This window comes from Amycolatopsis thermalba (assembly GCF_003385215.1).
Lineage (GTDB): Bacteria > Actinomycetota > Actinomycetes > Mycobacteriales > Pseudonocardiaceae > Amycolatopsis_E > Amycolatopsis_E thermalba.
In genome coordinates this window covers 1-26,210 of record NZ_PQHW01000013.1, presented here as the reverse complement: position 1 = coordinate 26,210, position 26,210 = coordinate 1, and the positions used below count along the sequence as shown (strand labels likewise).

Below are 26,210 nucleotides of genomic sequence, written 5' to 3'. Positions count from 1 at the left end.
TCGCAAGGCCTGCCCGCGCCGTGGCGGCCGGGAGGCCCTACCGGCGCCGGCCCCGCTCGTTGCGCCGGTTCTGCGTCGATTCGCCGGCCGGGATGCCGGTGATCGCGTTCGCCAGTTTCAGCACCCCGCCCACGACACGGCCCACCGAGTACGCGATCCGCGTGATCAACCCCATGCCACCCAGGATGGCACGGGACCGCTCAGTCCTGGAACGGGCTGCGCCGGTGCGCGAGCCGCCGGTACAGGGTCGTCTGGATGGACTCGCGCACCTGGTCGGTCAGCGAGAACACCAGCATCGGGTCGTCGAGGTCCTCCTCGGCGTAGGAATCCGTCGGGATCGGCTCCCCGAACTCGATGTGCCACTTCGTCGGCAGCGGGATCGCGCCCAGCGGCCCCAGCAGCGGGAAGAACGGCGTCACCGGGAAGTACGGCAACCCCAGCAACCGCGCCAGCGGCTTCAGGTCGCCGATCTTCGGGTAGATCTCCTCCGCGCCCACGATCGAGCACGGGATGATCGGCACCCGCGTCCGCAGCGCCGCCGACACGAACCCGCCCCGCCCGAACCGCTGCAGCCGGTACCGCGCCGAGAACGGCTTGCCGATGCCCTTGTAGCCCTCCGGCCACACCCCCACCAGCTCGCCCGAGCACAGCAGCCGCTCGGCGTCGGCCGCGCACGCCAGCGTCTGGCCGGTCTTGCGCGCCAGCGCCCCGAGCAGCGGCGTCTTGAACACCAGGTCCGCGCCGAGCATGCGCAGGTGCCGGTGGCCGGGCGTTTCGTCGTGCACGGCGACCGCCGTCATCACCGCGTCCAGCGGCAGCGTCCCGGAGTGGTTGCACACGATGAGCCCGCCGCCCTCGGCGGGCAGGTTCTCCGCGCCGTGCGTGGTCACCCGGAAGTACTTCTCGTACAGCAGCCGGAACGGCGGCAGCACCAGCGTGTCGGTCAGCTCCGGGTCGAACCCGAACTCGTCGACGTCGTAGTCGCCGGTCAGCCGGTGCCGCACGAACTCCAGGAGCCGGCTCAGCGCGTCCGGTTCCGGGGCCGGCGCTTCCGCGGCCGCCGCGCTCTTCGCCGGGAACGCCACGACGGGCGCGTCGGCGGGGGGTTCCCCGGCGCGCGGCGGGACGTCCGCCGGCTTCTCGCGCCCGGGTGCGTGCAGGGGGATGACCTGAGCTTCCGCGCTGGTCGTCACTTGTCTTGCCCCGCTTTCCTCTCTCTGGTCATCGGACTGCCGCCAGCACCTTGCCGACCGCTCCGGCCAGCTGCTCACCATCCAGCACGGGCCGCAACCCGCGCCCGGTGACGTAGTCGTCGAAGGCCGCCTCGCTGGACCACCGCGGCCGGTACCCGAAGACCGCGACCAGCCGGGTGGTGTCGACGACCCGCCCGTAGTTCAGCAGGCGCACCTGGTCCGGCGAGAAGTCGACCCTCGCGCCACGCAACATGCTGCCCACCGTGCCGATCATGGTCCGCGGCACCGGCAGCTCGACCCGGCCCGCTCGCCGGATCGCTTGCGACAAGGTGAGTACCCCGTCCCCGCCGGCGTTGAACACGCCCGGCTTGTCCTCCAGGGTCGCCTTCTCCAGGATCGCCAGCGCGTCCGACGAGTGGAGCAGCTGCAGCCGCGCGTCGAAGCCGAGCACCGTCGGCACGACCGGGAGCGCGAAGTAGCGGGCCAGCACGGTGTCCACGTCCGGCCCGATGACGTTGGTGAACCGGGTGGTGGTGATGGTGAGGTCGGGCCTGCGGCGGGCCAGGCCGCGCACGTAGCCCTCCATCTCGACGGCGTCCTTGGCGTAGCCGCTGGACGAGGCCGGGATCAGCTCGGAGTCCTCGGTGAAGACGGCGGGCGAGCGCGCCCCCGCGCCGTAGACCGCGGCGGTGGACTTCACGACGAGCTTGCGCACCCGGGGCGAGCGCTGGCAGGCGGCGAGCAGGCGCATGGTGCCGATGACGTTGACTTCCTTGATCGCCGTGCGGCGGGCGGGGCCGGCCGGGTGCACGGTGGTCGAGCAGTGCACGACCGTGTCGACGCCGGCGGAGTCGATGACCTTGGCGATCAGCGGGTTGCGGATGTCGGCCCGCACGAACTCGGCGTGGCCCAGGCGTCGGAGGACCGTCCTGGGCGGTGGCGCGGTGTCGACGCCGATGACCCGCTCGAGGTCCGGGTTGTTGCCCAGCCGTACCAGCAGCCTGCCTCCGAGTTCGCCGCCGACCCCGGTGACCAGCACGACGTTGGACGCCATGAAACCCCCTGACAAGGGTGTGGATGTGGTGTTCGCGGCAGTGGCCGATGCTACCCCGGACCTCGGCCGGAGTCAGGAGGCCTAACACGCTGTTAACCCAGGTCAGGGACTTTGGTCACTGATCGCCGCGGAAAAAGCGCGCGGCCCGTCCAGGATCTGGACGGGCCGCGTGAAGAGGCGTTCGCGCAGGGCTTACTTGCCCTGCTTGCGACGCTGCATCCGCGTCCGGCGCAGCAGCTTGCGGTGCTTCTTCTTGGACATGCGCTTGCGGCGCTTTTTGATCACCGAGCCCACGGGTGCTCCTTCACGTTTCGTCTGCTTCACACGCTGCCCAGCGCAACGTCCAAAGAGTTGAAGCGCTACAGGCACGAGCGGCCCTTAAGGTTACCGGGCGGGCCCGCGCCGCGGCGCGGGCCCCCGGCCTAACCCACATCGAAGTAGGCGTTCTCCAAATACTGGTGGACGGCCTTCTCGGGCACCCGGAACGACTTGCCGACGCGAACGGCCGGTAGCTCGCCCGAGTGCACGAGCCGGTAGACGGTCATCTTGGAGACGCGCATCAGCGCGGCCACCTCGGCGACCGTCAGGAACTGGACCTGCCCGACAGCGGGCACGTCCTTGTTGTTCGACGGCATACGTCACCGTGCCCTTCGACACGTGTCGTGCCGCTCGGCTTCCCCACCGGGCGGTACCGACACGCACGTGCTTCACCCTTGAGGGTAGCGGGACACCTGGGGCCAATGCGACGCCCGGCGGGTACTTTCCCGCGAAAGAGCCCGGTCGGCGGCGCCCGTTCGGCCTAGTCAGGGCCGGTGCGCGGGGCTCATTCGTGGGCTTTGCCGAGTTCCACGGACCGGTCCCGCGCCGCTTCGATGGCGGCCAGCAGCGCGGCGCGGACGCCGTGCTTCTCCAGTTCGCGGATCGCGTTGATGGTGGTGCCGGCCGGGGACGTGACGGCCTCCCGCAGGATCACCGGGTGCTCGTCGGTCTCGGCGAGCATCTTCGCGGCGCCCACGGCGGACTGGATGATCAGCTTCTCCGCCACCGCGCGGGGCAGGCCGAGCAGGATGCCGGCGTCGATCATGGCCTCGACCAGGTAGAAGAAGTAGGCGGGGCCGGATCCGGACAGCGCGGTGACGGCGTCCTGCTGCGCTTCGGGGACCTCGACGACCTGGCCGACGGTGGCGAGCATCTCCGTCACCAGCGCGACGTGCTCGGGGGTGGCGTGCTTGCCGGGCGACACGGCGCTCATCGCCTCGCCGACGACCATCGGGGTGTTCGGCATGACCCGTACGACCGGCACGCCGTCCGGCAGCCGGCGCTCGTAGAGGCTGGTGGGCAGGCCCGCGCACAGCGACACGACCAGCGAGTTCGGCCCGACGAGCGGCGCCAGCTCGGTCAGGACGGGCTCGATGTCCTGCGGCTTCACGGCGACGACGAGCACGTCGGCGCGCTTGGCGGCCTCGGTGACCTCGACCCCGGCGATACCGTAGCGGGCGGTCAGCTCGGCGGCGCGCTCCGGGTGGCGTTCGGTGAACAGCAACTCCTCCGCGCCGCGACCGCCCTGCAGCAGGCCCGCCAGCAGCGCCTCACCGATCTTCCCCGCCCCGAGAACCGCGATAACCGTCATGGCACCAGCGTGCCAAAGGCCGCTCAGGGCGCCGGTGCCAGGGGCCGCTCAGCGGCGGCGCAGCACGGCGCGGGAGGCGCCACACAGCGCCGCTGGCGAGCGCACCGCCACGCGGCGCCCACCGCACGCGCCCCTCAGGACACCAGCTCGAAGAGCCGCCCGCCCACCACCGCCAGCGCGAGCCCACCCCAGCGACCACCCGGCGCCAGAAGCACCCACCAGGCAACGCCGCCCGCCGCGCGCACCACCGCCAGCGCGAGCCCACCCCAGCGACCACCCGGCGCCAGAAGCACCCACCAGGCAACGCCGCCCGGCGAGCGCACCGCCACACCGCAGCTACCGCACGCGTACCCGTCAGGGCGCCGGGGCCAGGGCCAGTTGCCGCGCCTGGCAGACCAGCCGTCCGGCGGAGTCGATCACCGTCGCGTCCGAGTCGAACCACGCCTCCTGCACCGTGCGGCAGTCGACCTGCACGCGGAGCCATCCGGGGGCCGGGCGGGCGCGCACCAGCGCCGTCAGCTGGGCCGTCGGCGCCCAGCCCAGCCGGCCCAGGTTGAACACCACCGGCGGGTTGATGTCGCCCGCGAGCAGCGCGAAGTACGCGTCCGGCACCGAGTAGCGCGGCTTGACCCACAGCCGCAGCCGCGGCGGATCACCGTTGCGGCCGGCCAGGTACCCGGCCGTCGCGGGGTCGATGCGCACGTCGCAGCCCTTCGCCAGGTTGAACACGCCCTCCGACGTCTCCCCGGCCAGGTGGATCGCCCGCGGCGGCGGTTCGACCGGCATCTGCGGCAGGTCCGCCCAGTCCGCCCGCCGCACCGGCAGCCGTCCGGTGGTGACCGTCGCCTCGACGCAGCTGCGCCCGCGCTGCTCCAGCCGCACCGCGACGACCGTCGCGCGGCGGCCGACCTTCCGGATGTCCGTCCGCAGCAGCGCCGGGCCGATCGCGGGCGGCCGCAGGAACTCCGCGCTCACCGCCAGCGGATCCGTCGACGGCTCGCCCCGCTCGGACAGCACCGCCAGCGCCGCGCGAGCCATCAACGCGATCAGGAATCCCCCGTGCGGGTGGCCGCCGATGGACCACTCGTGCCGCAGATCGGCCGTCAGCGTGCCGTCGCCCAGCGACCGGACCGCGCACGCGGCCTCGAAGGACGCCGGGTCCGGAACCTCTGCCGCGCTCACGAACGGCTGACCAACGCGCGCAGGAAGAACAGCAGGTTGGCGGGCCGCTCGGCGAGCCGCCGCATCAGGTAGGGGTACCAGTGCTCCCCGAACGGCACGTACACGCGCACCGTCTCCCCCTCACCGGCCAGGCGCCGCTGCTCGTCCGGACGGACCCCGTAGAGCATCTGGTACTCGTAGCTGCCCTGCTTGCGGCCGTACCAGCGGGCGCGCTCGGCCAGGATCGCGATCAACCGCGGGTCATGCGTGGCGAACATGGGGTAACCGTCACCGGACAGCAGCAAGTTCGCACAACGGACATAACTGAGGTCGACCTCGTGCGCCCGCGAGAACGCCACCTCGTCCGGCTCGGCGTAGGCCCCCTTGCACAGCCGGACCCGCGAGTCCGGCACCGCCAGCGCCCGCACGTCGTCCTCGGTGCGGCGCAGGTACGCCTGCAGCACCCCGCCCACCCACGGCCAGGTGCGGCGCAGCTCGCCGAGCACGCGCAGCGTCGCGTCGGTGGTGGTGTGGTCCTCCATGTCGAGCGTCACCGTGGTGCCGCACTGCTCGGCCCCCGCGCACACCCGGTAGGCGTTGTCCAGCGCGAGCCGCTCGTCCAGCCGCAAGCCCAGCGCGGACAGCTTGACGCTGACCTCGACCCGCGCGGCCAGGCCCTCGGCGTAGAGCCGGTCCAGCAGCGCCAGGTAGGTCTGGACCGTCTGCTCGGCCTGCGCGGGCTCGGTGACGTCCTCGCCGAGGTAGTCCAGCGTCACCCACAACCGGTCGTCGACCAGACGGCCCACACGCGTCACCGCTTCGGCGACCGTGTTCCCGGCGACGAACCGCTCGACCACTCCGGAGGTTCCCGGGGTTGTCGCCACGAGGTGGCGGACCACCTCGCTTCCGGCGGCGGCGAGGATCAGCGAGCGCAGCGGGTTCACAGCGGGAACTTTACGTGTTCATCTATCGGAAGCCCACGATCCGGGCCGCCACCCACCCGGAGAAGTTGATCTTGTAATACGACTCACTGACCGAGGTGGAAGCGGGCGAACAGCAGCGCCTCGGCCAGATCGCGGGCCCGGTCCACGGCGCTCGCCGCGCGCCGCGTGTTGACCTCCAGAACCACCTGACCGGTGAACGAGCTCGCGACCAGCTTCTCCAGCAGCTCCGCGCACGGCTGGTTGCCCCGGCCCGGGACCAGGTGCTCGTCCTTCGGGACACCCGTCCCGTCCGCGAGGTGCACGTGCGTCAGGCCGCTGCCCATCCGCTCGGCCAGCGCCATCGCGTCCATGCCGGCCGCGGCGCTGTGCGACAGGTCGAGCGTGTAGTGGCGATACCCGACTTCCGTAGGGTCGATCGACGGCCGGAACGCCGACACCCGCGCGTCGCGGCGGCCGCCCGGCGGGCGGACCTTGAACATGTTCTCGACCGCGATCTCGACCCCGGTCTCGTCCTCCAGCTCGGCCACCAGGTCGGCGAACATGTCGCCGTAGCGGCGTTGCCACCGGAACGGCGGGTGCACCACGACGGTGCGCGCGTCCAGCTCGATGGCCGCCTCGACGCTGCGACGCAGCCGCACGACCGGGTCCGGCGACCACACCCGCTGCGTGATGAGCAGCGACGGCGAGTGCACCGACAGCACCGGCACCCCGGTCTGCCGGGACAGCCGCCGCAGCGCCGCCACGTCCTGGCTGAGCGGGTCGACCCAGACCATCACCTCGACCCCGTCGTAACCCAGCCGCTGGGCCAGCTCGAAACCGGCGCCGGCCCGCAGCGGCCAGACCGACGCGGTGGACATCCCGATCGGTACCGGCACGCTCGCACTACCTCGACAAGAGCAACAACGCCGCGGGCGAGACGGTCACCACGAGACCGACCAGCACCGCGAGCACCGTGGTCTGGATGTCGTCCGCGCGGCGGATGCGCCGCACGATCCACACCAGCCCGACGATCACGACCAGCGCGGCGATCAGCGCGGCGGCCGGAATCTGGCCCCACAGCCAGTTGAAGCCCAGCCACACGGCCGCACCGCCGACGACGCCGCCAGCCAGCTGACCGGCCATCGACAGCCACTGCTTGGCGGGCGAGGGCTCCGGCTCCCGCTTCTTGGCGCGGGCCGGCTCGTCGGCGGCCTCCTCGGGCTCGTCGTCGTAGTCGTAGGGCTGCTCGGCTGCCTCCCCGGCCGGGTCGAACTCGTCCACGTCGTCGTCATCGTCGGCGAACGGGTCGTGGAAGCCGGTGGCCTCCAGTGCCTCGCCGGGGTCGTCCTGCGGCGGGCGGCCGGGCAGATGCGGCGGCGCGTGGAACCCGGTCGGCTCGTCGGCGTCCGGCGTGTCCCGCACCGGCGGCATGAGGCCGACCTCGGTGTCCTCCTCGGCCGGCGCCTCCTCCCGGCCACGGCGCCACCGCTGCAGACCGGCCGGCGGCGCGGACAGCCCGGCGGGCGGGGCGTCGGGGGCCGGGTCGTCGACCGGCTTGACCTCGCCGACCGGCTCGAACTGCTCGGTGCTCGGGTCCGGCGGCGGCGAGACGCGCGCTGGGGCGCGACGCGGACGCCGCGGCGGCGGGAACGTGCCGGTGGCACGGCCCCCGGTGGGCGGGGCGTCCGGGTCGACCGGCACGTCGAGGCCGTCCAGGCGCGCGGCCAGCCCGGTGCCGGTCTCCTCGCCGGGCGGACGGCGGCGCAGCGGCGGCGGCACGGCCTCCGCGGGCGGCACCGGCAGCGCGCCGGACTCCTGCGGCGGCAGCGGCAGCGCACCCGACTCCTGGGGCGGGCGACGCACGAAACCGGAGTCCTGCGGATGCGGGCGGCGCAGCGGCATGGAGTCCTGCGGCGGAGGCGGCAGCGCGCCGGTGTTCGGGCGCGCGAAGCCACCCGAGTCCTGCTGGCCGCGGCGCGGCGGGACACCGGTGTCGGGCGCGACCGGCCGCGGCAGGGCCGCGGAGCTCTGCTGACCAGGAGAAATGGGCTGACCAGGAGAAATGGGCTGACCAGGCGGAACGGGCTGGCCTGGGGAAACGGGCGGAACCGGCTGCCCAGGCGGCTCGGGGGTCACCGGCCGCGGCAGGGCGGCCGAACTCTGCTGGCCGGGGTTCTCCGGCGGCACGACCGGTCGCGGCATGGCGGCCGAGCTCTGCTGACCAGGGGGAACGGGCTGGCCAGGGGGAACCGGCGGCGCGGGCGGGCCCGGCTCGGGACGGCGGAAGCCACCCGAGTCCTGCCTGCCCGGCGAGTCGGGCATGGCGCGCCGCCCGCCGTTGCGTCCCGGCGGCGCCCCGTTGGGCCCGGGAGGCGCGCCGTTGGCGCGAACCCGGTCGATGATCGCCTGCGGACCGGTCTCCGTCGGGTCCTGGGCGCGACGCGGGCCGTCGTTCTCCTCCGGCGCGTCGTCGTCGGCCGCGCGCCGGCGGCGCCGCCTGCCCTCGATGTTCCCGCCGTGCAGGGCGAGCAGCTCGGCGACGGTCTTCTGCGAGCGGTCTTCTCGGCTCTCTCGGCTCATCGTGTCATCCCAAACAGCGCGTAGGGCCACAAGACGCGGGCTCGTGTACCGCACACGCCCACCACCGCCTTACGCATCCTTCCGCCTTTCACCGTGCCTGATCGAGCTCACCGAGGTCCAGCCGGTTGCTGTCACCGGTGGTTCTGCCGCGCCGAACAGTCGCCTCGTCACCGTTGGAGTGATCAAGTCGCCGCAGGATGACGCCCTCTCGCAGCGCCCAGGGACAGATCTCCAGTTCTTCCAGCGACAGCGCCCGCATCGCGGCCTGCGCCACCAGCGCGCCACCGGCCAGCTGGTGCGCGCGGCTCGCGCTGACCCCTTCCAGTTCGGCGAGGTCGGCCGCCTCCATCCGGGAGATGAACGCGATGAGCTGCCGCAGTGCGGTCTGGGACAGGGTACGGCGTACCCGCGGACCGGCTGCGGAGGGAGCCGCCCCGGTCAGCCTGGCCAGGGATCGGAAGGTCTTGGAGGTGGCCACCACGCGGTCCGGGACACCGAACTTCGCCACCCGCTTCGCCAGCGGCGCGAGCTGGTCCTCCAGCCAGGCCGAGGTGGAGACCAGCTCGGAGCGCGTGGGCGGGTCGTGGGCGAACCGGGTGCGGGTGATCCGGCCCGCGCCGAGCGGCAGCGACTCGGCCAGTGCCGGCTCCTCGTCGATCCCCATCGCGACTTCCAGCGAACCGCCCCCGATGTCGAGCACCAGCAACTGACCGGCCGACCAGCCGAACCACCGGCGTACCGCGAGGAAAGTCAACCGCGCCTCGTCAACACCGGACAGCACGGTCAGCTCGACACCGGTCTCGTCGGCGACCTTGCGCAGCACCTCGGAGCTGTTGTCGGCCTCACGGACCGCCGAGGTGGCGAACGCCATCAGCTCCTCGCAGCCCAGCTTCGCCGCGGAGACCTTCGCCTCCTCGATGGCGGCCACCAGCGCCTGCGCGCCCTGCTTGGGTAGGTGGTTGTTCCTGGTGATCTGCTCGGCCAGCCGCAGCACGGTCTTCTCGGAGTGCATCGGCGTCGGGTGCGCGCCACGGTGCGCGTCCACCACGAGCAGGTGGACGGTGTTGGACCCGACGTCGAGTACCCCTAGGCGCACAAAGCCCTACGGTACCGGTCCGCACCGTGTGCGGCCGCAAAGTGCCGGATAGGCCACCTCCGCTTGTCAGGACTCGAACTTGTACCCCAGGCCGCGGACGGTGACCAGGTGGCGCGGTGAGCCCGGGTCCGGCTCGATCTTCGAGCGCAGCCGCTTGACGTGGACGTCCAGCGTCTTGGTGTCGCCGACGTAGTCCGCGCCCCACACCCGGTCGATCAGCTGACCGCGGGTGAGCACCCGGCCGACGTTGCGCAGCAGGTACTCGAGCAGGTCGAACTCCTTGAGCGGCAGCGACACCTCGCCGCCGCCGACGGTGACCACGTGCCGCTCGACGTCCATCCGCACCGGGCCGGCCGCGAGCACCAGCGGCGCCAGCTCGCCCTCGCCACCGGTCTCGCCGCCGCGGCGCAGCACCGCGCGGATGCGGGCGATCAGCTCGCGCGCCGAGTACGGCTTGGTCACGTAGTCGTCGGCGCCCAGCTCCAGGCCCACGACCTTGTCGATCTCGCTGTCCCGCGCGGTCACCATGATCACCGGCACGGCCGAGCGCTGCCGCAGCTGCTTGCAGACGTCGGTGCCGCTCATGCCGGGCAGCATCAGGTCGAGCAGGACGATGTCGGCGCCGTTGCGGTCGAACTCGTCCAGGGCCTGCTGGCCGGTGGTGGCGACCGCGGCCGTGAACCCCTCCTTGCGCAACAGGAAGGCCAACGGGTCGGCGAAGGACTCCTCGTCCTCGACGATGAGCACTCTCGTCACTACTTTCCTCCCTGGTTCCGGCCGTCTTTCGCGGCGGTGACGACGAGCCGCGACAGCTGCGCGGGGGTCTGGTCGTCCGGGGCCGCGGGGGTTCCGTCCCCGTTGCGCCCGGACTGGTGCATCGGGATCCGCAGGGTGAACGTGGATCCCGTGCCCGGCATGCTCCACAGCTTGACCTCGCCGCCGTGGTTGGCGGCGACGTGCTTGACGATGGCCAGGCCGAGCCCGGTGCCGCCGGTGGCGCGCGAGCGCGCCTTGTCCGCGCGGTAGAAGCGTTCGAAGACCCGCTGCTGGTCCTCCTCGGCGATGCCGATGCCGCGGTCGGTCACCGCGATCTCGACCATGCCACCGGACAGGCGGCGGCTGATCGACACCGGGCTGCCCTGCGGGGAGTAGTTCACGGCGTTGTCGAGCAGGTTCGACAACGCCGTGACCAGCAGCGTCCGGTCGCCCTCGACGAGCAGGCCGCTCGGCTCGTCGGTGGTGATCTCGATCTCGCGGGACTCCGCGGACAGGCGGGTGCGGCCCAGGGCCTCCCGCACGACGGCGTCCACCTCGACCACGTTCAGGTCGGGCAGCCGCTCGGCGCCCTGCAGCCGGGACAACGCGATCAGCTCGCTGACGAGCGTGCCCAGCCGGGTCGACTCGTGCAGGATCTTGCCGCCGAAGCGGCGCACCTCCTCGACGTCGTCCGCCGCGTCCAGCACCGCCTCGGCGAGCAGCGCGATCGCACCGACCGGGGTCTTCAGCTCGTGGCTGACGTTGGCCACGAAGTCGCGCCGGACGGCCTCCAGCCGGGCGGCCTCGGAGTGGTCGACCGCCTCGACGACGGTGAACCCCTCGCCGAGCGGGCGGATCTCGGCGACCACGGCCTCCGGCTGGCGGCCGCGGGCCTCCAGCGGGGACAGGTCGATCTCCATCGGATCACCGGTCTCCTCGACCTGCTCGGCCGCGACCCGCGCCCGCGGATCGGCGCGATTGGCCTGGACCAGTCCGAGCGCCTCGGCGCGGCGGTTGAACAGCACCAGGTCGCCGAAGCGGTTCAGCACCAGGATCCCGTTGTTCGACGAGCGCACCAGCCGGAGCAGCAGCTCGGCGACCGTGGGACCGCTCGGCCGCCGCTGGGCCCGCCGCTTCCGCACCTGCGGAACGAGAAAACCGGCGACCAGGCCGACCAGCAGACAGCCGACGGCCAGCAGGACCGCACCGGGTGCACTCACGGGTGAATCGTAAGCATGGAAGTGGCCGTTTGGCCTAGTCCCGGCTGCCTTCTCGTGATGGCTGTGACACCTTCACAACGCGTGTTCGCACCCGGTTCAACCTGCGTTTACTCACCTCGTCCCGGCTCGTGACCATTCACCCCGTCGAGCCGTGCGAGATCCTCTTCGGACAGCCGCAGCGACGCCGCCGCGATGTTCTCCTCGAGGTGCCCGACGCTGCCGGTGCCCGGGATGGCGAGCACGTTCGGTCCCTGGTGGAGGGTCCAGGCGAGCCGCACCTGAGCCGGGGTGACGCCGTGGTCGTCCGCGACGGCCTGGACGGTCTGGTCCTCGGTGCCGCCGGCGATCGCGAAGAACGGGACGAACGCGACCTTCTGCTCGGCGCAGAGGCGGACGAAGTCGTCGTCCTCGCGCCGGGCGGTGAGCCCGTACTGGTTCTGCACGCACACCACCGGCGCGATGGCCTGCGCCTCGGCCAGGTGCTCCGGGCCGACGTTGGAGATGCCCAGGTGCCGGATCAGGCCCTGCTGCCGCAGCTCGGCGAGCGCGCCGAACCGGTCGGCCAGTGAGCCGGCGCCGCGGTCCAGGGTGCTGCCGATGCGCAGGTTGACGACGTCGAGGTGGTCGCGGCCGAGCTGGCGGATGTTCTCCTCGACCTGCAGGCGCAGCTGCTCGGGGCGTGCTTCGGGGAGGAACTCGCCGTCCGGGCCGCGGCCGGGGCCGACCTTGGTGGTGATCACCAGATCGTCCGGGTAGGGGTTCAGCGCGGTGCTGATCAGCTCGTTGGCCGAGCGCAGCGGGGAGAAGTAGAAGGCGGCGGTGTCGATGTGGTTGACGCCCAGCTCGACGGCCCGGCGCAGGACCGCGATGGCCTGGTCGCGGTCGAGCCTGCCGTCGCCGGAGATGGCCAGGCGCATGGCGCCGTAGCCCATGCGGTTCACGGTGAGATCGCCCAGCTGCCAGGTGCCGGCCGCGGCGGCGTTGATCGTTTCGGTCATGGCTCCAGCCTGGTGCGGCGATCGTGGTGACGCCTCGGGTTGGCAACTTGCTGCCACACTGGTTGTCATGGATGTCCTGGTGCGGGGCGAGGCCGAGTTGTTCGCGCGGACGGCGCACTTGTTCTCCTCGGCGCGGGAGATCTTCTGCGCCGCGAACGACCTGCACACGTGGGCGGCCGCGCACCGGGTGCCGCACACCCGGCGGGACCTGACCGGCCGGAGCGTGCGGAAGCTGTACCGGCCGGCGTCGCTGCTGCAGCCGGGCGGGGTGGCGCACCTGCGTGAGCGGGAGCGGATGGGCGCGCGGATCCGGATCACGCTGGACGAGATCAACGAGACGATCGTGCTGGACCGGAAGGTGGCGATCCTGGCGGGCGACGCGTCCGGCGGCGAGCGTGGGTACAGCGTGGTGACCAGCCCCGAGGTGATCGGCAGCGTGACGGGCCTGTTCAACGCGGCCTGGCGGGCCGGCACCGAGCTGGCGATCTACGACACCGAGTTCCGCGAGGTGAGGGCCCTGGCGCCGCGGATACTCGACGAGCTGGCATCCGGGAGCAAGGACGAGACGGCGGCGCGGGCGCTCGGGCTGAGCGTGCGCACCTACCGGCGCCGGGTGGCCGAGCTGATGGCCGCGCTGGGCGCGACGTCCCGCTTCCAGGCCGGCGCGCGAGCACGCGAGCTGGGACTGATCTAGCGCCGCCCTCGCGCGCCGGCACACCTGGCGCAGGTCCCGGACGGATGCGCCCCCGAACGCGCGAAAGGCCGGTCCCCCGTGGAGAACCGGCCCTCGCGGCTGGGTTCAGCGGCCCTGGTTGGCGACCGCGGCGGCGGCTTCGGCCGCGGCCTCCGGGTCGAGGTACGTGCCGCCCGGGTTGGCCGGCTTCAGGTCCGCGTCCAGGTCGTACCGCAACGGGATGCCGGTCGGGATGTTCAGGCCGGCGATGGCGTCGTCGGAGATGCCGTCCAGGTGCTTGACCAGGGCGCGCAGCGAGTTGCCGTGCGCGGCGACCAGCACGGTCTTGCCGGCGCGCAGGTCCGGCACGATCGCCGAGTCCCAGTACGGCAGCAGCCGCGCCACGACGTCCTTCAGGCACTCGGTCAGCGGCGCGTCCGGCCCGTAGCGGACGTCGGTGTCCTGGCTGAACTCGCTGCCGCGCTCGATCGGCGGCGGCGGCACGTCGTAGGAGCGGCGCCAGAGCATGAACTGCTCCTCGCCGAACTCGTCCCGGACCTGCTTCTTGTTCTTGCCCTGGAGCGCGCCGTAGTGCCGCTCGTTGAGGCGCCAGTCGCGGCGCACCGGGATCCAGTGCCGGTCGGCCACGTCGAGCGCGATGTTCGCGGTCGAGATCGCCCGGCGCAGCAGCGACGTGTGGACGACGTCGGGCAGCAGCCCGCTCTCCGCGAGCAGCTCACCGCCCTTGCGGGCCTCCTGCTGCCCGAGCTCGGACAGGGGCACGTCGACCCAGCCGGTGAACAGGTTCTCGGCGTTCCAGGTGCTCTGCCCGTGGCGGAGCAGCACCAGCGTCCCAAGTTCGGCCATACCCGCTAGCCTGCCAGAACACGGCGAGCGACCGGATGACGCCCGGAGCTTTCTACCGACAGTGTGTTACCACCCGGTAGAGGTTCGCCAAACCACTCCTTGACCTGTTGAACACCGGTCACGAAAGTGACACTTGCTGCACACCGTTAACACAGACAGTGAGAATCACTCGAACGGAGTAACCAGTAGTCTTGTGATTACTGGTGGACATCTGACAAGTTGGCTTACGTCCCGCTCGGCTGGAATTCCACGCACTCCCCAGCCGGACGCGGGGTACGACCGCAGCCTGTCTCCCCCCTGCCGGGCTGCGGCCCCGCCGGCCCCGTTGGCACTCCCCCTCGCCACCGGGTCCAGAAGCGGCGGGAGCGTTCGCGGGGCGGCTTGAGTTCGCGACTCCCCCTCCCTCAAGCCGCTCCGCCCGCTCCTCCTGTTCGCTCGCTGCGCTCGCTTCCCGGAGCGGGCGTTCGCCATTGCATTTGGGGGGCGACCCCCCAAACCCCCACGGTGCGAGCTTCTTGCGTTGGCGGGCGCTGGGCACCGTGGGTTTGGACCAGCGTGGCTTGTCAGTCGGTCAGGGTGCCGGGGTCGTGGGGCGTTTCTGGCTCTACCAGGTGTTTGAATGCTTGTAGGTTCGCCAGGCTTTCGCCTCGGCTGACTCGCCAGTCCCATTCGCGCTTGATGCTCGTCGCGAAGCCCAGTTCGAGGATCGTGTTGAAGTCGCCGTCCGCGGCCTCCAGCACCTGGCCCAGGATCTTGTCCAGCTCCGGCTCGGTCACCGCGTCCTTGCCGAACCGGCCCACCAGGTAGATGTCACCCAGCGCATCGACCGTGTAGTGCACGCCGTAGAGCTTCGCGTTGCGGCGCAGCAGGAAGCGGTAGACCTGCTCGTGGTTCTCGTCGGGGCGGCGGCAGACGAAGGCCTCCACGGCGAAGGCGTGGTCGCGTTCGATCAGCCAGGCGTTGGTCTGCAGCTTCTTCGTGCCGGGGAGGGTGACGAAGTACTTGCCCTCGGCTTTGCGGTCGTACTTCAGGTCCGCCTGGTCCAGTGTTGTCCGGACGACCTTGTCGAGCGTCATACCGCGACCTCCTCGTGCAGCGCGGCCAGCGTGCGCGAAGCCGCCGCGTACGCGTCCAACAGGGCGTCCGTGGTGCGCGCCCACGAGAACCGCCGCGCGTGCACCAGCGCGTTCTCCGCCAGCTCCGCCCGCCGGTCCGGCCGCAACGCCACGCTGGCCAGCGCCCCGGCCCAGTCCCGCGCCCCGTGCGAGGGCACCAGCAGCCCGGACACGCCGTGCGCGACCGCCACCGGCAGCCCGCCGACCTCGGCCGCCACCACGGGCGTCCCGCACGCCTGCGCCTCCAGCGCGACCAGGCCGAACGACTCGTTGTAGCTCGGCACCGCCACCACGTCCGCGGCGCGGTACACCTCCGCCAGCCGTTCACCCGCCTGCGGCGGCAGGAACCGCACCACGTCCTGGATACCCAGCGACACCGCCAGCTCACGCAGCGCCTGTGGCTGCTCCAGCCCGGTCCCGGACGGACCGCCCACGACGAGCACGACCAGCCGCTCCCGCAGCTCCGGCTGCCGCCCCAGCAGGTGCGCCGCCGCGTGCAGCAGCACGTCCGGCGCCTTCAACGGCTGGATCCGCCCGGCGAAGGCCAGTACCACGGCATCGCGCGGCAACCCGAGCCGCCGGCGGGCGCCGGACTGCGAACCAGGCACGAACCGGTTCAGGTCCACCCCGGGCGCCACCGTGTGCACCCGCTCCGGGGCCGCGCCGTAGAGGTCCACCAGCTGCCGCGCCTCGACCGGGGTGTTCGCCACCAGCCGGTCGGACTCGGCGACCACCTGCTCCTCGCCGATCACGCGGGTGCGCGGCTCGGGCTTGTCGCCCTCGGCGAGCGCGGCGTTCTTGACCTTCGCCAGCGTGTGCGCGGTGTGCACCAGCGGCACGCCCCAGCGGTCCCGCGCGAGCCACCCGACCTGGCCGGACAGCCAGTAGTGCGAGTGGATCAGGTCGTAGTAGCCGGGCTCGTGGAACGCCTCGGCGCGCAGCACACCCGAGGTGAACGCGCACAGCTGCGCGGGCAGCTCGTCCCTGGTCAGAGGTTCGAAGGGGCCGGCCGGGACGTGCCGCACCAGCACCCCGGGCGCCAGCTCGGCCACCGGCGGCTGCTCGGACGAGGTCGCGCGCGTGAACACCTCGACGGCGATCCCGCGCCGCGCCATCTCGACCGCGGTGTGCGTGATGTAGACGTTCATCCCACCGGCGTCACCGGTGCCGGGTTGCTCCAGGGGTGACGTGTGCACCGACAGCACCGCGACCCTGCGCGGCCAGCTCGTTCGCGTCCGTCGGGATCCGCGCAGCGAGATCGTCACCTGGTTCAACTCCCGTGTCAGTCGCTTTCCGCATCGAAGCGGAGCCCATGAACGACAACACCCACGGGCCCCCGACATCTTCCCAGCGGTGCGAATGCGTCACAGGGCCGACTTGGCCTGCCAGGCGCTCCAGCTCACGAGCCAGTCCATGACGTCCGAGGTGACGACCGGCCCGAGCCGCGACCCGGTGATCTCCACGGGGTCGCCGATCAGGGCCGAGTCGAAGTAGTTCTTCGCGTCGGCTTCCAGCAGGTTGACGCAGCCGTGCGAGGTGTTGGCCCGCCCGATGTTGGCCGCGTTGTCCTGGTTTTCGTGGATGAACTCACCGTGGTTGGAGAACCGGCACGCCCACTTCTTGTTGACGTTGGTGTAGCCGTACCGCGCGTTGTCGAAGATCGCGCTCGGCTCCTTCGTCATGATGATGTAGGTGCCGTTCGGTGTGTTGAGGTTCACGTCCGCGTCCTTGCCGTTGCTACAGGGGTAGCTCTTGAACAGGGACCCGTTCCGGTACACGTTCATCCTGTGGTCCGGGGTGTGGATCTTGACCACCTGGTTGCGGCCGATCTTGAACTCGGTGGTGACGTCGGCCCGCGGGTAGGCCCCGCCGCCGAGGTCCACCCCGTAGAGCTTCGCCTCGACCTTGACGGTGGTGCCGGCCGGCCAGTACTCCTTCGGCCGCCAGTCCACCTGCTGGTCGGACAGCCAGCCCCAGGAGCCCTCGACCTCGGTGGAGGTCTCGATCTTCAGCGCCCGCTCCACCGCGGCCTTGTTCTTCACGGCGCTGGTGAACTTCACGCTCACCGGCATCGCGACGCCCACCGTGACGTCGTCGGTGGGGTTCAGGGTGACGCGCACCGTCGAGGCGGGCTTGAGCGTCGCGAAGCTGCCGGTCAGCGTGACCGGCTTGCCGTCGGTGCCGGTGGCCGAGGCGGTGTAGGTGTAGGTCTTGTCGTAGCCGAGCGACTCGCTGCTGGTCCAGGTCGTCTTGTCGTCGCTGAGCTTGCCCTCGACGGCCTTGCCGTCGGCGTTGGTCAGCTTGACCTCGGTGAGCGTGCCCTGCGCGACCTTCACGGTGACGGGTTGCAGCACGGGCACGTTCTTCGCGTTCGCGGCGGGCTCGGCGGTGATGACCGCGACCGGCGGCGCCTCCGTCGTCGCACCGCCCCCGGTCTGCGCGCCACCGTCCTCGCTGGTGCTGGTGCACGCCGCGGCCATGGTCGCCGCACCGGCGGCGAGCGCGGCCTTGAACACCGTGCGCCTCTCGATCACCTGTTACCTCCGCACTCAACTACCTCTCCCGGACGTCAAGCGACGCCCGGGCCTGCCGCGTTACCGGCGTGTCCCCCGCTGGGAGTATGTGCGGTATGACGACCAAGCGAACCGCAGTGATCACCGGCGCCAGCGCGGGTATCGGCGAGGCGACCGCCCGCGCCCTCGCCGAGGCCGGATTCCACGTCGTGCTCGGGGCTCGCCGCCTCGACCGCCTGGAGAAGCTGGCCGCCGAGTTGTCCGGAACCGCACACGTACTGGACGTCACCGACCCCGGTTCGGTTGCCGCGTTCGTCCAGCGGGTTCCAGAGTGCCACGTTCTCGTCAACAACGCGGGCGGCGCACGCGGCCTGGAGCGCGTGGCAGAGGCCGACGAGGACCACTGGCGCTGGATGTGGGAGGTCAACGTCCTGGGCACGCTGCGCATGACGAAGGCGCTGCTGCCGAAGCTGATCGCCTCCGGTGACGGCCACGTGGTGACCGTCACGTCGATCGCCGGGCAGGAGGTCTACGACGGCGGTTCCGGCTACACGTCGGCGAAGCACGCCCAGTCGGCGCTGCACCGCACGCTGCGGTCGGAGCACCTGGGCGACCCGGTGCGGATCACCGAGATCGTGCCGGGCATGGTCGAGACCGACTTCTCCGCCAACCGCTTCGACGGCGACACCGAGCGCGCCGCGAAGGTCTACCAGGGCCTCACGCCGCTGACCGCCGAGGACGTGGCCGACGTGATCGCCTTCGCGGTGACCCGGCCGTCGCACGTGAACCTCGACACGATCGTCATGAAGCCGCGCGCGCAGCTGAACGGCAGCCGCGCCCACCGCGAGTGACTACAGGGCGCAGTTGATGAGCAGGGGTTCGGGACGCAGTGTGACGCCGAAGCGGTCGTGCACGCCGTCCCGGACCTCGCGCGCCAGCGCCAGCAGGTCCGCCGTGCTCGCGCCGCCCCGGTTGGTCAGCGCGAGCGTGTGCTTGGTGGACAACGACACCCGCCCGCCCGGGCCCGCGTACCCCTTGCCGAAGCCCGCCCGGTCGATCAGCCACGCGGCGGACAGCTTCACGCCGCCGTCGGCCGGGTAGCGCGGCATCTCCACGCCCCGCAGCGCCGGCGGGATCTCGGCGACGATCGGGTTGGTGAAGAACGAGCCGGCGCTCCACGTGTCGTGGTCGGACGCGTCGAGCACCATGCCCTTGCCCTGGCGGAGTTTCAGCACGGCCTCACGCGCCTGGGCCGCCGGGACCCGCGCGCCCTGCTCGACCCCCAGCGTGCGGGCCAGTTCGGCGTAGCGGATCGGCGCGGACAGCCCGTCGGTTCGCAGGGCGAACCGGACACTGAGGACGATCCCCCAGCTTTCGCCCTTGAGCACGCTCGTGCGGTAGCCGAAGCCCAGCTCGTCCGCGGTCATCGTGCGCACCTCGCCGGTGCGGCGGTCGTAGCACTGGATCGAGGTGAGCAGGTCGGCGACCTCGCAGCCGTAGGCGCCGACGTTCTGGATCGGCGTCGCCCCGACCGAACCGGGGATGCCGGACAGGCACTCCAGCCCGCCGAACCCGGCCTCGACGGTCGCCGCGACGAACTCGTCCCAGTTCTGCCCGGCCGCGACCTCGACCTCGTCGCCGTCGACGCGCCAGCCGCTGGTCACGATCTTGACCACGGTGCCGGGGAAGCCGTCGTCACCGACGACGAGGTTCGACCCGCCGCCGAGCAGCAGCACCGGGCCCTCGACCGAGCGCACCGCGGCCAGCAGGTCCTCGGTGGTCTCGGTCACCACGAACGCGCGGGCCGGCCCGCCCAGGCGCAGCGTGGTGTGTTCGGCCAGGGTCGTCTGGGTCGGCGTGTCAAGACGGCTCACGAGGACAAACGGTACTGTCTGGCCTCATGGCATCCCGTATCGAGCACCGCGCGGAGTACTCCCACGGCGTCTCCGAGGTGTTCCGGGCCGAGACGAGCGAGGAGGCGCTGACCGCCCGCCTCGCCGAGATCGGCGGCAAGAACAGCGCCCTGCTCAGCCATTCCGCGGACGACGACGGCGCGCGCTTCACGCTGCGCCAGGGCATCGAGGCGGAGAAGCTCCCGCAGATCGTCCGCAAACTGCAGCCCGGCGACCTCTACGTCGACCGCGAGCACACCTTCACCCGCAGCGGGGACGGCTACACGGGCACGGCGCGGGCGACGGTGAGCGGGATGCCCGGCGAGATCACCGCGCGCACCGAGCTGCGTCCCCGTGGCGACGGCGCCGTGGTGGAGACCCGCGGTGAGGTCAAGGTCAAGATCCCGCTGGTCGGCGGCAAGCTGGAGAGCTTCGTCGCCGGTGAGCTGACCAAGCTGCTGGCCCGCGAGGCCCGGTTCAGCCGAGAATGGCTGGGGCGCGCGGCCCGGTAGGCGCGCCGACCCGAGGAACCACGAACCCCAACCGCCTGCGCCGCGTCGACCGCTGGCTGGCCGGCACCCCCGAGGTGTCGGCCGCGCTGCGCCGCGCGCCGGACCCGCTCGTCGTGGACCTCGGGTACGGCGCGTCCCCGGTGACCACGGTCGAGCTGGCGGCCCGGCTGCGGCGGGTGCACCCGCGGGTGCGCGTGCTCGGGCTGGAGATCGATCCGGAGCGGGTCGCGGTGGCGAAGCCGGCCGCGCGGCCGCCGGAGCTGGACTTCCGCCAGGGCGGGTTCGAGCTGGCCGGCACCCGGCCGAACCTGGTGCGGGCGTTCAACGTGCTGCGGCAGTACCCCGAGGACGAGGTCGCGGGCGCGTGGAAGCTGATCCTGGACGGGCTCGCCCCGGGCGGGCTGCTCGTCGAGGGCACCTGCGACGAGATCGGCCGGCTGTCCACCTGGGTCACCCTGGACACCGACGGTCCGCGTACACTCACCCTGTCCTGCCACCTGGATTCACTCGACCAACCGTCCACTTTGGCCGAACGACTGCCGAAGGCGCTGATCCACCGCAACGTGCCGGGCGAGCGGATCCACGATCTGCTGTCCACACTGGACACCTGCTGGGCGACCGCGGCGCCGCACCAGGCGTTCGGCGCCCGCGCCCGCTGGCTGGCGACCGTGCGGCTGCTCGCCGCGCGCGGCTGGCCGGTGCTCACCCGGCCGCGGCGGATCCGGCTCGGCGAGCTGACCGTGCCGTGGGCCACGGTGGCACCCGAAAGGTGGTAGGGACAACCCCACTTCGGTAGCGGGGGCAGCACGTACGGGCGTTCCCCGGGTTGTCCCTGATCTTGCCGGAAGTTGCTGGCTCAGGCGGTGCGCACGGCGACACGATCACCTCATGACCGCGACCCTCAGCAGACAGTACGAGGCCGTCATCACGACGGACTCCGACATCGTCCAGGCGTGCCAGCGACTGCGGCACCGCGTGTTCACCACCGAGTTCGGCGCCGCACCGCACCCCAGCGGGCTCGACACCGACGAGTTCGACGACGTGTGCGAGCACCTCGCCGTCATCCACGACGGCGAGGTCGTCGGCACCTACCGGCTGCTGCCCCCGGGCCGGTCCGAGCGGCTGTACTCGCAGTCGGAGTTCGACCTGGACGGCCTGGCCCCGCTGCGGCCGTACCTGGTCGAGACCGGCCGCTCGTGCGTGCACCCGGACCACCGCGCGGGCGGGGTGATCAACCTGATGTGGTCGGCGATGGCGCGTTACGTCGTCGGCCACGGCTACCGCTACCTCGCCGGGTGCGCGTCGGTGTCGCTGGCCGACGGCGGCACCTCGGCGGCCGCGACCTGGGCGCTCGCGCAGACCAAGCACCGCCCGCCGGGTGAGCTGCGGGTCGAGCCGCACCGGCCGTGGATCCCGCTCCCCCGCACCGAGCGCCCGCCCAGCTACGCCCAGGTGCCCCCGCTGCTGCGCGGCTACCTGCGCCTGGGCGCGTGGGTGTGCGGACCGCCCGCGCACGACCCGGACTTCGCGGTCGCCGACTTCTTCACCGTGCTGGCGGTCGACCAGATCGGCGAGCGCTACCGCAGGTTCTTCCTCGGGGAGAGTTCATGAACCCGTGGGACGTGACTTCACCTTGTACCCCTCGCTGCGTCACCCACCGGCTGCCTGAGGTCAGCACACTGCTGACCGTGCGACGGTGGCTGGCGCTGGGCTCGGTCCTCGCCGGGGTGCGCCGGGGGAACCTGCGGCCGCACGCCCGCGGAGTGCTCGACGCCTTCGGCATCACCCTGGACGCGAACACCGACCTGCTGCGGGTGCCGGCCGGCACCGGCACCCTGATCGTGGCGAACCACGTGTCCTGGCTGGACATCGTCGCGATCCTGGCCGTCGACCCGGTGGGGTTCCTGGCCAAGCGCGAGGTGCGCTCGTGGCCGGTCATCGGGTCGCTCGCGCAGGCCTGCGGCACCCGGTTCATCGCCCGGCGCGAGCTGCGGGAACTGCCCGCGGTGGTCGACGGGCTGGCCGACGCGCTCCGCCACGGTGAGTCGGTCGTCGTGTTCCCCGAGGGCACCACGTGGTGCGGCGGGCCGGGCGGGACGTTCCGGCGCGCCGCGTTCCAGGCCGCGATCGACGCCGGGGCGCCGGTGCGGCCGGTCACCTTCGCGTACTCGCAGGGCGGGCAGCCGAGCACGGTCGCGGCCTTCGTCGGTGACGACGCGCTCCTGCCCTCGCTGAACCGGGTGGCACGGGCTCGCGACCTGCGGATCGAACTGACCGCGCACCCGCCGCTCGACCCCGCCGGCGACCGGCGCGAGCTGGCCGCGCGGGCCCAGGACGCCGTCCGGCTCACCCGGATCCCGGCCCATGCTTGATTTCCTCGACCACTTCGGTGAGCTGCTCCAGGGCACCCTCTCCTCGCCCTGGCTGTGGCTGATCGTCTTCGCGGTGGCCGCGCTGGACGCGCTGTTGCCGTTCATGCCGAGCGAGACGACGGTGATCACGGTCGGCGTGCTGCTCGGTCCGGACGTGCCGAGGCTGGCGTTGCTCGCGCTGCTCGCGGCCGCCGGCGCGCTCGCCGGGGACTGCCTGTCGCACGCGGTCGGCCGGGGCGCCGCGCCCGCGCTGACCCGGTGGCTCCGCGGCGGCAAGCACGACCGCTACGAATGGGCCCGCGGACAGGTCGACCGGCACGCCGGGCTGCTGATCGTCGCGGGCCGGTACATCCCCGGCGGCCGGGTCGCGAGCGGCCTGGCGACGGGCAGCATGGGCGTGCCGTGGGCGCGGTTCATCGCGCTCGACGCCGTGGGGACCTCGATCTGGGCCTTCTACTCCGTGATCATCGGTGCGATCGGCGGGGCGAGCTTCAACGGTCAGCCGGCCAAGGGGCTGCTGCTGTCGTTCGGCATCGGCCTGCTGATGGTCGGGGTCATCGAGGTGGTGCGGCGGCTAGGCTCACGGCATGCAGCACGCCGAGTACCTGACGATGATCGAGGCGCAGTCCCAGGCCCTGCGAGCGGCCGCGGTGAAGGCCGGGCCGGAGGCGCCGGTGCCGACCTGTCCGAAGTGGACTGTCCAGCGCCTCGTCGGCCACCTGGCGAAGGTCCAGTCGTGGGTCCGGTCCGCGATCGCGCATCCCAGTGGCGAGAACGTGACACCCGGGCAGCCGCCCGCCGAGTGGACTGAACTGCTGGCCTGGTGGGACGAGCAGCTGCACGGACTGCTGGCCGAACTCGCCGATCCGGCGGCGCCGGCGTGGCTGCCGTGGGGCCGCTACCCGGGGACCACCGGCTCGTGGGCCCGCAGGCAGGCGCACGAGGCGGCGATCCACCGGCTGGACGCCGAGCACGCGCTGGCCGGCAGCGCCGACCCGTCGGCCGTCCCGTCGCTGGTGTTCGGCCCGGCCTTCGCCGCGGACGGGATCGACGAGCTGATCGCCTGGATCCTGCCGACGCGCGCGAAGTGGGACCAGTTCGCCGTGTCCGGTTCGGTGCTGGTGCACGCCGCCGACGCCGGCCGCATGTGGCGGGTCGTGCTGCACCCCGGTCAGCCCGGCACGATCGATCCGGTGACGGCCGCGTTCGAGGCCGACGTGACGGTCGCGGGCACCGCCGACGCGGTGTACCGGCGGGTGTGGGGGCGACCCAGCCACGCCTCGGTGACCGGTGACGTGCGTCTCCTGGAGCCCCTGGCCGCACCGTGAGCGGGAGCGCCGGGGAAGATGGAGCGGTGCCCGAACGACGTTATGTGATCACCTTCGGCTGCCCCGACCGCACCGGCATCGTCGCGCGCGTGTCGTCCTTCCTCGCCGACAACGGCGGGTGGATCGTCGAGGCGGCCTACCACACCGACCCGGACACCGGCTGGTTCTTCACCCGCCAGGAGGTGCGGGCGGACTCGCTGCCGTTCGGTGTGGACGAGCTGCGCTCGCGCTTCGCCGAGGTGGCGTCGGCGCTGTCGGCCGAGTCGAACTGGCGCGTCGAGGACACCGAGGAGCGGCGCCGGGTGGTGATCCTGGTGTCGAAGGAGGGCCACTGCCTGTACGACCTGCTGGGCCGGGTCGCGGCCGGTGAGCTGGACGTCGACGTGCGCGCGGTGATCGGCAACCACGACAACCTCGCCGACATCACCCGCGCGCACGGGATCCCGTTCCACCACGTGCCCTTTGCGGCCGGCGACAAAGCCGAAGCGTTCGCCGAGGTCCGCAAGCTGGTCGACGAGCACGATCCGCACGCCGTCGTGCTGGCGCGGTTCATGCAGATCCTGCCGCCGGAGCTGTGCGAGGCGTGGTCCGGGCGGGCGATCAACATCCACCACAGCTTCCTGCCGTCGTTCGTCGGCGCGCGGCCCTACCACCAGGCGCACCGCCGGGGCGTGAAGCTGATCGGCGCGACGTGCCACTACGTGACCGCCGACCTGGACGCCGGGCCGATCATCGAGCAGGACGTGATCCGCGTCGACCACGGCGACACCGTGCCCGACCTGGTCCGCAAGGGTCGCGACATCGAGAAGATCACGCTGGCCCGCGGGCTGCGGTGGCACCTGGAGAGCCGGGTGCTGGTGCACGGCAACCGCACGGTGGTGTTCTAGCTCCTGGTGCCGCCGTGTGTGCGCCGGGCGGTCAGACGCGGACGAGCATCTTGCCGGTGTTCGCGCCCGCCAGGAGGTCGAGGAAGGCCTGCGGTGCGTTGCGCAGCCCCTCGACGATCGTCTCCTCGTACTTGAGCCGGCCGTCGCGCACCAGCGGCGCGACCTCCTCGAGGAACTTCGGCTGCAGGTCGTAGTGGTCGCCGACGAGGAACCCGCGGATGTCGAGCCGCTTGCCGATGATCTGGCCCAGGTTGCGCGGCGCGGCGGGTGGCTCGGTGAGGTTGTAGATCGAGATCATGCCGCAGACGGCGATGCGGGCGTGCACGTTCGCCGAGGCGATGGCTGCTTCGAGGTGCTCGCCGCCGACGTTGTCGAAGTAGACGTCGATGCCCTCGGGCGCGGCCTGTGCCAGCTGCTCGGCGACGGGCGCGTCCTTGTAGTTGAACGCGGCGTCGAATCCGAGGTCGTCGATCAGGTGGCGGACCTTCGCGGCGGAGCCGGCGCTGCCGATGACCCGCTTGGCGCCCTTCAGCTTCGCCAGTTGCCCGACGACGGAGCCGACCGCACCGGCGGCTCCCGAGACGAACACGGTGTCGCCCGGCGTGAACCGGGCGATCTCGGTGAGCCCGGCGTAGGCGGTGAGGCCGGTCATGCCGAGCACCCCGAGGTACGCCTCGCGCGGCGCCAGGCCGGCGTCGATCTTGGCGGCCTGCTCGGCGGTGACCAGGGCGTGCGACCGCCAGCCGAAGCCGTGCAGCACCAGGTCACCGGGCCGCAGCGAGTCGGTGTTCGATTCGACGACCTCGCCGACCGCACCGCCCAGCATCACCTTGCCGACCTCGTACGGAGGCGCGTAGGACTTGGCGGAGCTCATCCGCCCCCGCATGTAGGGGTCGACGCTGATTTCCAGGTTGCGGACCAGCGCTTGGCCGGGGCCAGGCCGCGGCACCTCGACGTCGACGATGTCGAAGTTCTCCAAGGTCGGCGAGCCATGCGGCCGTGAGGCCAGCCGGATCTCGGTCGCGGTGGTGGTCATGATGCACTCCACGGGTCGAAGGTGTGTCACCGGCACCAACGACTCAAACGGGGCGAGGATTCCGCTTTGTGGCTGAGGCTACAGCCGGTCCGGCACGTGCCCTCACCGGCGCATCACCTCTGGCCCCCCGCACCCCAGCCGCGGGCGTGCCGGGCCCCGAGCCGCGCTCGGCCCGCGAGCCCACCAACTGCGGCTACCCGGGACCGCGGTCGACCTCACGGCTCGGCGCGAGCGCCAGCTCCACCCGCCAGCCACGGTGCGCGCCACGACCCACCCGCCAGCCACTGTGCGCCCACCATCTGCGGCCCGCCGCGCGAACCAGGCCCGCCCACCAACTGCGGTCAGCTTCCCAGCCCGCCGCGCGAACCAGCCCCGCCCACCAACTGCGGTCAGCTTCCCAGCCC

General features: G+C 72.0%; 29 protein-coding genes and 1 pseudogene. 9 read left to right on the top strand and 21 right to left on the bottom strand.

Going from position 1 to position 26,210, the window contains the following annotated elements; genetic code table 11:
* Positions 1-37: 37 nt before the first annotated feature.
* The 15 genes from D0D15_RS36250 to D0D15_RS08135 all read right to left on the bottom strand — a co-directional run bounded on the left by D0D15_RS36250 (position 38) and on the right by D0D15_RS08135 (position 12,611).
* A complete protein-coding gene (locus D0D15_RS36250) occupies positions 38-175 on the bottom strand; it encodes a hypothetical protein (RefSeq protein ID WP_167481474.1) in 138 nt (45 codons plus the stop codon).
* A 25-nt stretch (positions 176-200) separates the two neighbouring features.
* Positions 201-1,193, bottom strand: a complete 993-nt coding sequence (locus D0D15_RS08200; RefSeq protein ID WP_094003713.1) for a lysophospholipid acyltransferase family protein — start codon at positions 1,191-1,193, stop codon at positions 201-203.
* 28 nt (positions 1,194-1,221) lie between these two features.
* Complete coding sequence (locus D0D15_RS08195; RefSeq protein WP_094003712.1) at positions 1,222-2,247, bottom strand: NAD-dependent epimerase/dehydratase family protein; 1,026 nt, start codon at positions 2,245-2,247, stop codon at positions 1,222-1,224.
* Between the two features lie 192 nt (positions 2,248-2,439).
* Positions 2,440-2,541 (bottom strand): 30S ribosomal protein bS22, encoded by a 102-nt coding sequence (locus tag D0D15_RS08190; RefSeq protein WP_017986394.1) that lies wholly within the window; start codon positions 2,539-2,541, stop codon positions 2,440-2,442.
* Between the two features lie 128 nt (positions 2,542-2,669).
* Positions 2,670-2,882 carry a helix-turn-helix domain-containing protein gene (locus D0D15_RS08185; RefSeq protein WP_094003711.1) on the bottom strand — a complete coding sequence of 71 codons (213 nt, stop codon included), beginning with the start codon at positions 2,880-2,882 and terminating at the stop codon, positions 2,670-2,672.
* Between the two features lie 188 nt (positions 2,883-3,070).
* Positions 3,071-3,877: a pyrroline-5-carboxylate reductase gene (gene proC / locus D0D15_RS08180; protein WP_094003710.1), complete on the bottom strand. Its 807-nt coding sequence runs from the start codon at positions 3,875-3,877 to the stop codon at positions 3,071-3,073.
* Positions 3,878-4,011: 134 nt separating this feature from the next.
* Positions 4,012-4,200, bottom strand: coding sequence for a hypothetical protein (locus D0D15_RS08175; RefSeq protein WP_143266142.1), 189 nt, complete (start codon positions 4,198-4,200; stop codon positions 4,012-4,014).
* Positions 4,201-4,231: 31 nt separating this feature from the next.
* Positions 4,232-5,059: a thioesterase family protein gene (locus D0D15_RS08170; protein WP_094003708.1), complete on the bottom strand. Its 828-nt coding sequence runs from the start codon at positions 5,057-5,059 to the stop codon at positions 4,232-4,234.
* The gene (locus D0D15_RS08165) at positions 5,056-5,982 is read right to left on the bottom strand and encodes a proline dehydrogenase family protein (RefSeq protein WP_094003707.1); all 927 of its coding nucleotides are present in this window, start codon (positions 5,980-5,982) and stop codon (positions 5,056-5,058) included. Before D0D15_RS08165 ends, D0D15_RS08170 begins: the two co-directional genes overlap by 4 nt.
* An 83-nt stretch (positions 5,983-6,065) precedes the next feature.
* Positions 6,066-6,839 (bottom strand): sugar phosphate isomerase/epimerase family protein, encoded by a 774-nt coding sequence (locus D0D15_RS08160; protein WP_094003706.1) that lies wholly within the window; start codon positions 6,837-6,839, stop codon positions 6,066-6,068.
* Between the two features lie 25 nt (positions 6,840-6,864).
* Positions 6,865-8,541: a hypothetical protein gene (locus tag D0D15_RS08155; RefSeq protein WP_094003705.1), complete on the bottom strand. Its 1,677-nt coding sequence runs from the start codon at positions 8,539-8,541 to the stop codon at positions 6,865-6,867.
* Between the two features lie 88 nt (positions 8,542-8,629).
* Complete coding sequence (locus tag D0D15_RS08150; protein WP_094003704.1) at positions 8,630-9,637, bottom strand: Ppx/GppA family phosphatase; 1,008 nt, start codon at positions 9,635-9,637, stop codon at positions 8,630-8,632.
* 66 nt (positions 9,638-9,703) lie between these two features.
* Positions 9,704-10,393, bottom strand: a complete 690-nt coding sequence (locus tag D0D15_RS08145; protein WP_115944345.1) for a response regulator transcription factor — start codon at positions 10,391-10,393, stop codon at positions 9,704-9,706.
* Complete coding sequence (locus tag D0D15_RS08140; RefSeq protein ID WP_162830528.1) at positions 10,393-11,613, bottom strand: sensor histidine kinase; 1,221 nt, start codon at positions 11,611-11,613, stop codon at positions 10,393-10,395. The genes D0D15_RS08145 and D0D15_RS08140 overlap by 1 nt, the downstream gene beginning before the upstream one ends.
* 107 nt (positions 11,614-11,720) lie before the next feature.
* Positions 11,721-12,611, bottom strand: a complete 891-nt coding sequence (locus D0D15_RS08135; RefSeq protein ID WP_094003702.1) for an oxidoreductase — start codon at positions 12,609-12,611, stop codon at positions 11,721-11,723.
* 67 nt (positions 12,612-12,678) lie between these two features.
* Between D0D15_RS08135 and D0D15_RS08130 the strand changes: the two genes are divergently transcribed.
* Positions 12,679-13,305 (top strand): helix-turn-helix transcriptional regulator, encoded by a 627-nt coding sequence (locus D0D15_RS08130; RefSeq protein ID WP_094003701.1) that lies wholly within the window; start codon positions 12,679-12,681, stop codon positions 13,303-13,305.
* 105 nt (positions 13,306-13,410) lie between these two features.
* Here the strand turns inward: D0D15_RS08130 and D0D15_RS08125 are convergent, their stop codons facing one another.
* The 4 genes from D0D15_RS08125 to D0D15_RS08110 form a co-directional block, all read right to left on the bottom strand.
* The gene (locus tag D0D15_RS08125) at positions 13,411-14,151 is read right to left on the bottom strand and encodes a phosphoglyceromutase (RefSeq protein WP_094003700.1); all 741 of its coding nucleotides are present in this window, start codon (positions 14,149-14,151) and stop codon (positions 13,411-13,413) included.
* Positions 14,152-14,714: 563 nt separating this feature from the next.
* On the bottom strand, positions 14,715-15,227 hold the full coding sequence (locus D0D15_RS08120) for a type III secretion system chaperone family protein (protein ID WP_094003699.1): 513 nt from the start codon (positions 15,225-15,227) through the stop codon (positions 14,715-14,717).
* Positions 15,224-16,531 (bottom strand): D-inositol-3-phosphate glycosyltransferase, encoded by a 1,308-nt coding sequence (gene mshA, locus D0D15_RS08115; RefSeq protein WP_369806753.1) that lies wholly within the window; start codon positions 16,529-16,531, stop codon positions 15,224-15,226. The genes D0D15_RS08120 and mshA overlap by 4 nt, the downstream gene beginning before the upstream one ends.
* A 99-nt stretch (positions 16,532-16,630) precedes the next feature.
* Positions 16,631-17,800 (bottom strand): L,D-transpeptidase, encoded by a 1,170-nt coding sequence (locus tag D0D15_RS08110; RefSeq protein WP_115944344.1) that lies wholly within the window; start codon positions 17,798-17,800, stop codon positions 16,631-16,633.
* Between the two features lie 95 nt (positions 17,801-17,895).
* Here D0D15_RS08110 and D0D15_RS08105 point away from each other — a divergent pair, with 95 nt between their 5' ends.
* Positions 17,896-18,630 carry an SDR family oxidoreductase gene (locus tag D0D15_RS08105; protein ID WP_094003696.1) on the top strand — a complete coding sequence of 245 codons (735 nt, stop codon included), beginning with the start codon at positions 17,896-17,898 and terminating at the stop codon, positions 18,628-18,630.
* Here D0D15_RS08105 and D0D15_RS08100 read toward each other — a convergent pair whose 3' ends face one another.
* Positions 18,631-19,653: a UDP-N-acetylmuramate dehydrogenase gene (locus D0D15_RS08100; RefSeq protein ID WP_094003695.1), complete on the bottom strand. Its 1,023-nt coding sequence runs from the start codon at positions 19,651-19,653 to the stop codon at positions 18,631-18,633.
* Positions 19,654-19,679: 26 nt separating this feature from the next.
* Here D0D15_RS08100 and D0D15_RS08095 point away from each other — a divergent pair, with 26 nt between their 5' ends.
* From D0D15_RS08095 to purU, 7 genes and pseudogenes are all read left to right on the top strand, one after another.
* Positions 19,680-20,183, top strand: coding sequence for a DUF2505 domain-containing protein (locus D0D15_RS08095; protein WP_094003694.1), 504 nt, complete (start codon positions 19,680-19,682; stop codon positions 20,181-20,183).
* Entirely contained in the window at positions 20,159-20,959 is an 801-nt protein-coding gene (locus D0D15_RS08090) for a class I SAM-dependent methyltransferase (RefSeq protein ID WP_094003693.1), read from the top strand. The genes D0D15_RS08095 and D0D15_RS08090 overlap by 25 nt, the downstream gene beginning before the upstream one ends.
* 112 nt (positions 20,960-21,071) lie before the next feature.
* Entirely contained in the window at positions 21,072-21,794 is a 723-nt protein-coding gene (locus D0D15_RS08085; protein WP_094003692.1) for a GNAT family N-acetyltransferase, read from the top strand.
* 77 nt (positions 21,795-21,871) lie between these two features.
* The gene (locus tag D0D15_RS08080) at positions 21,872-22,555 is read left to right on the top strand and encodes a lysophospholipid acyltransferase family protein (RefSeq protein WP_094003691.1); all 684 of its coding nucleotides are present in this window, start codon (positions 21,872-21,874) and stop codon (positions 22,553-22,555) included.
* A pseudogene (locus D0D15_RS36955) lies at positions 22,548-23,018 on the top strand (DedA family protein); the annotation flags it as partial. The gene D0D15_RS08080 and the pseudogene D0D15_RS36955, both read left to right, overlap by 8 nt.
* 124 nt (positions 23,019-23,142) lie before the next feature.
* Positions 23,143-23,883 (top strand): maleylpyruvate isomerase family mycothiol-dependent enzyme, encoded by a 741-nt coding sequence (locus tag D0D15_RS08070; RefSeq protein WP_341867295.1) that lies wholly within the window; start codon positions 23,143-23,145, stop codon positions 23,881-23,883.
* A 26-nt stretch (positions 23,884-23,909) separates the two neighbouring features.
* A complete protein-coding gene (gene purU / locus D0D15_RS08065; RefSeq protein ID WP_094003689.1) occupies positions 23,910-24,770 on the top strand; it encodes a formyltetrahydrofolate deformylase in 861 nt (286 codons plus the stop codon).
* A gap of 31 nt (positions 24,771-24,801) precedes the next feature.
* Here purU and D0D15_RS08060 read toward each other — a convergent pair whose 3' ends face one another.
* Complete coding sequence (locus tag D0D15_RS08060; protein WP_162830527.1) at positions 24,802-25,806, bottom strand: NADP-dependent oxidoreductase; 1,005 nt, start codon at positions 25,804-25,806, stop codon at positions 24,802-24,804.
* Between the last annotated feature and the right edge of the window lie 404 nt (positions 25,807-26,210).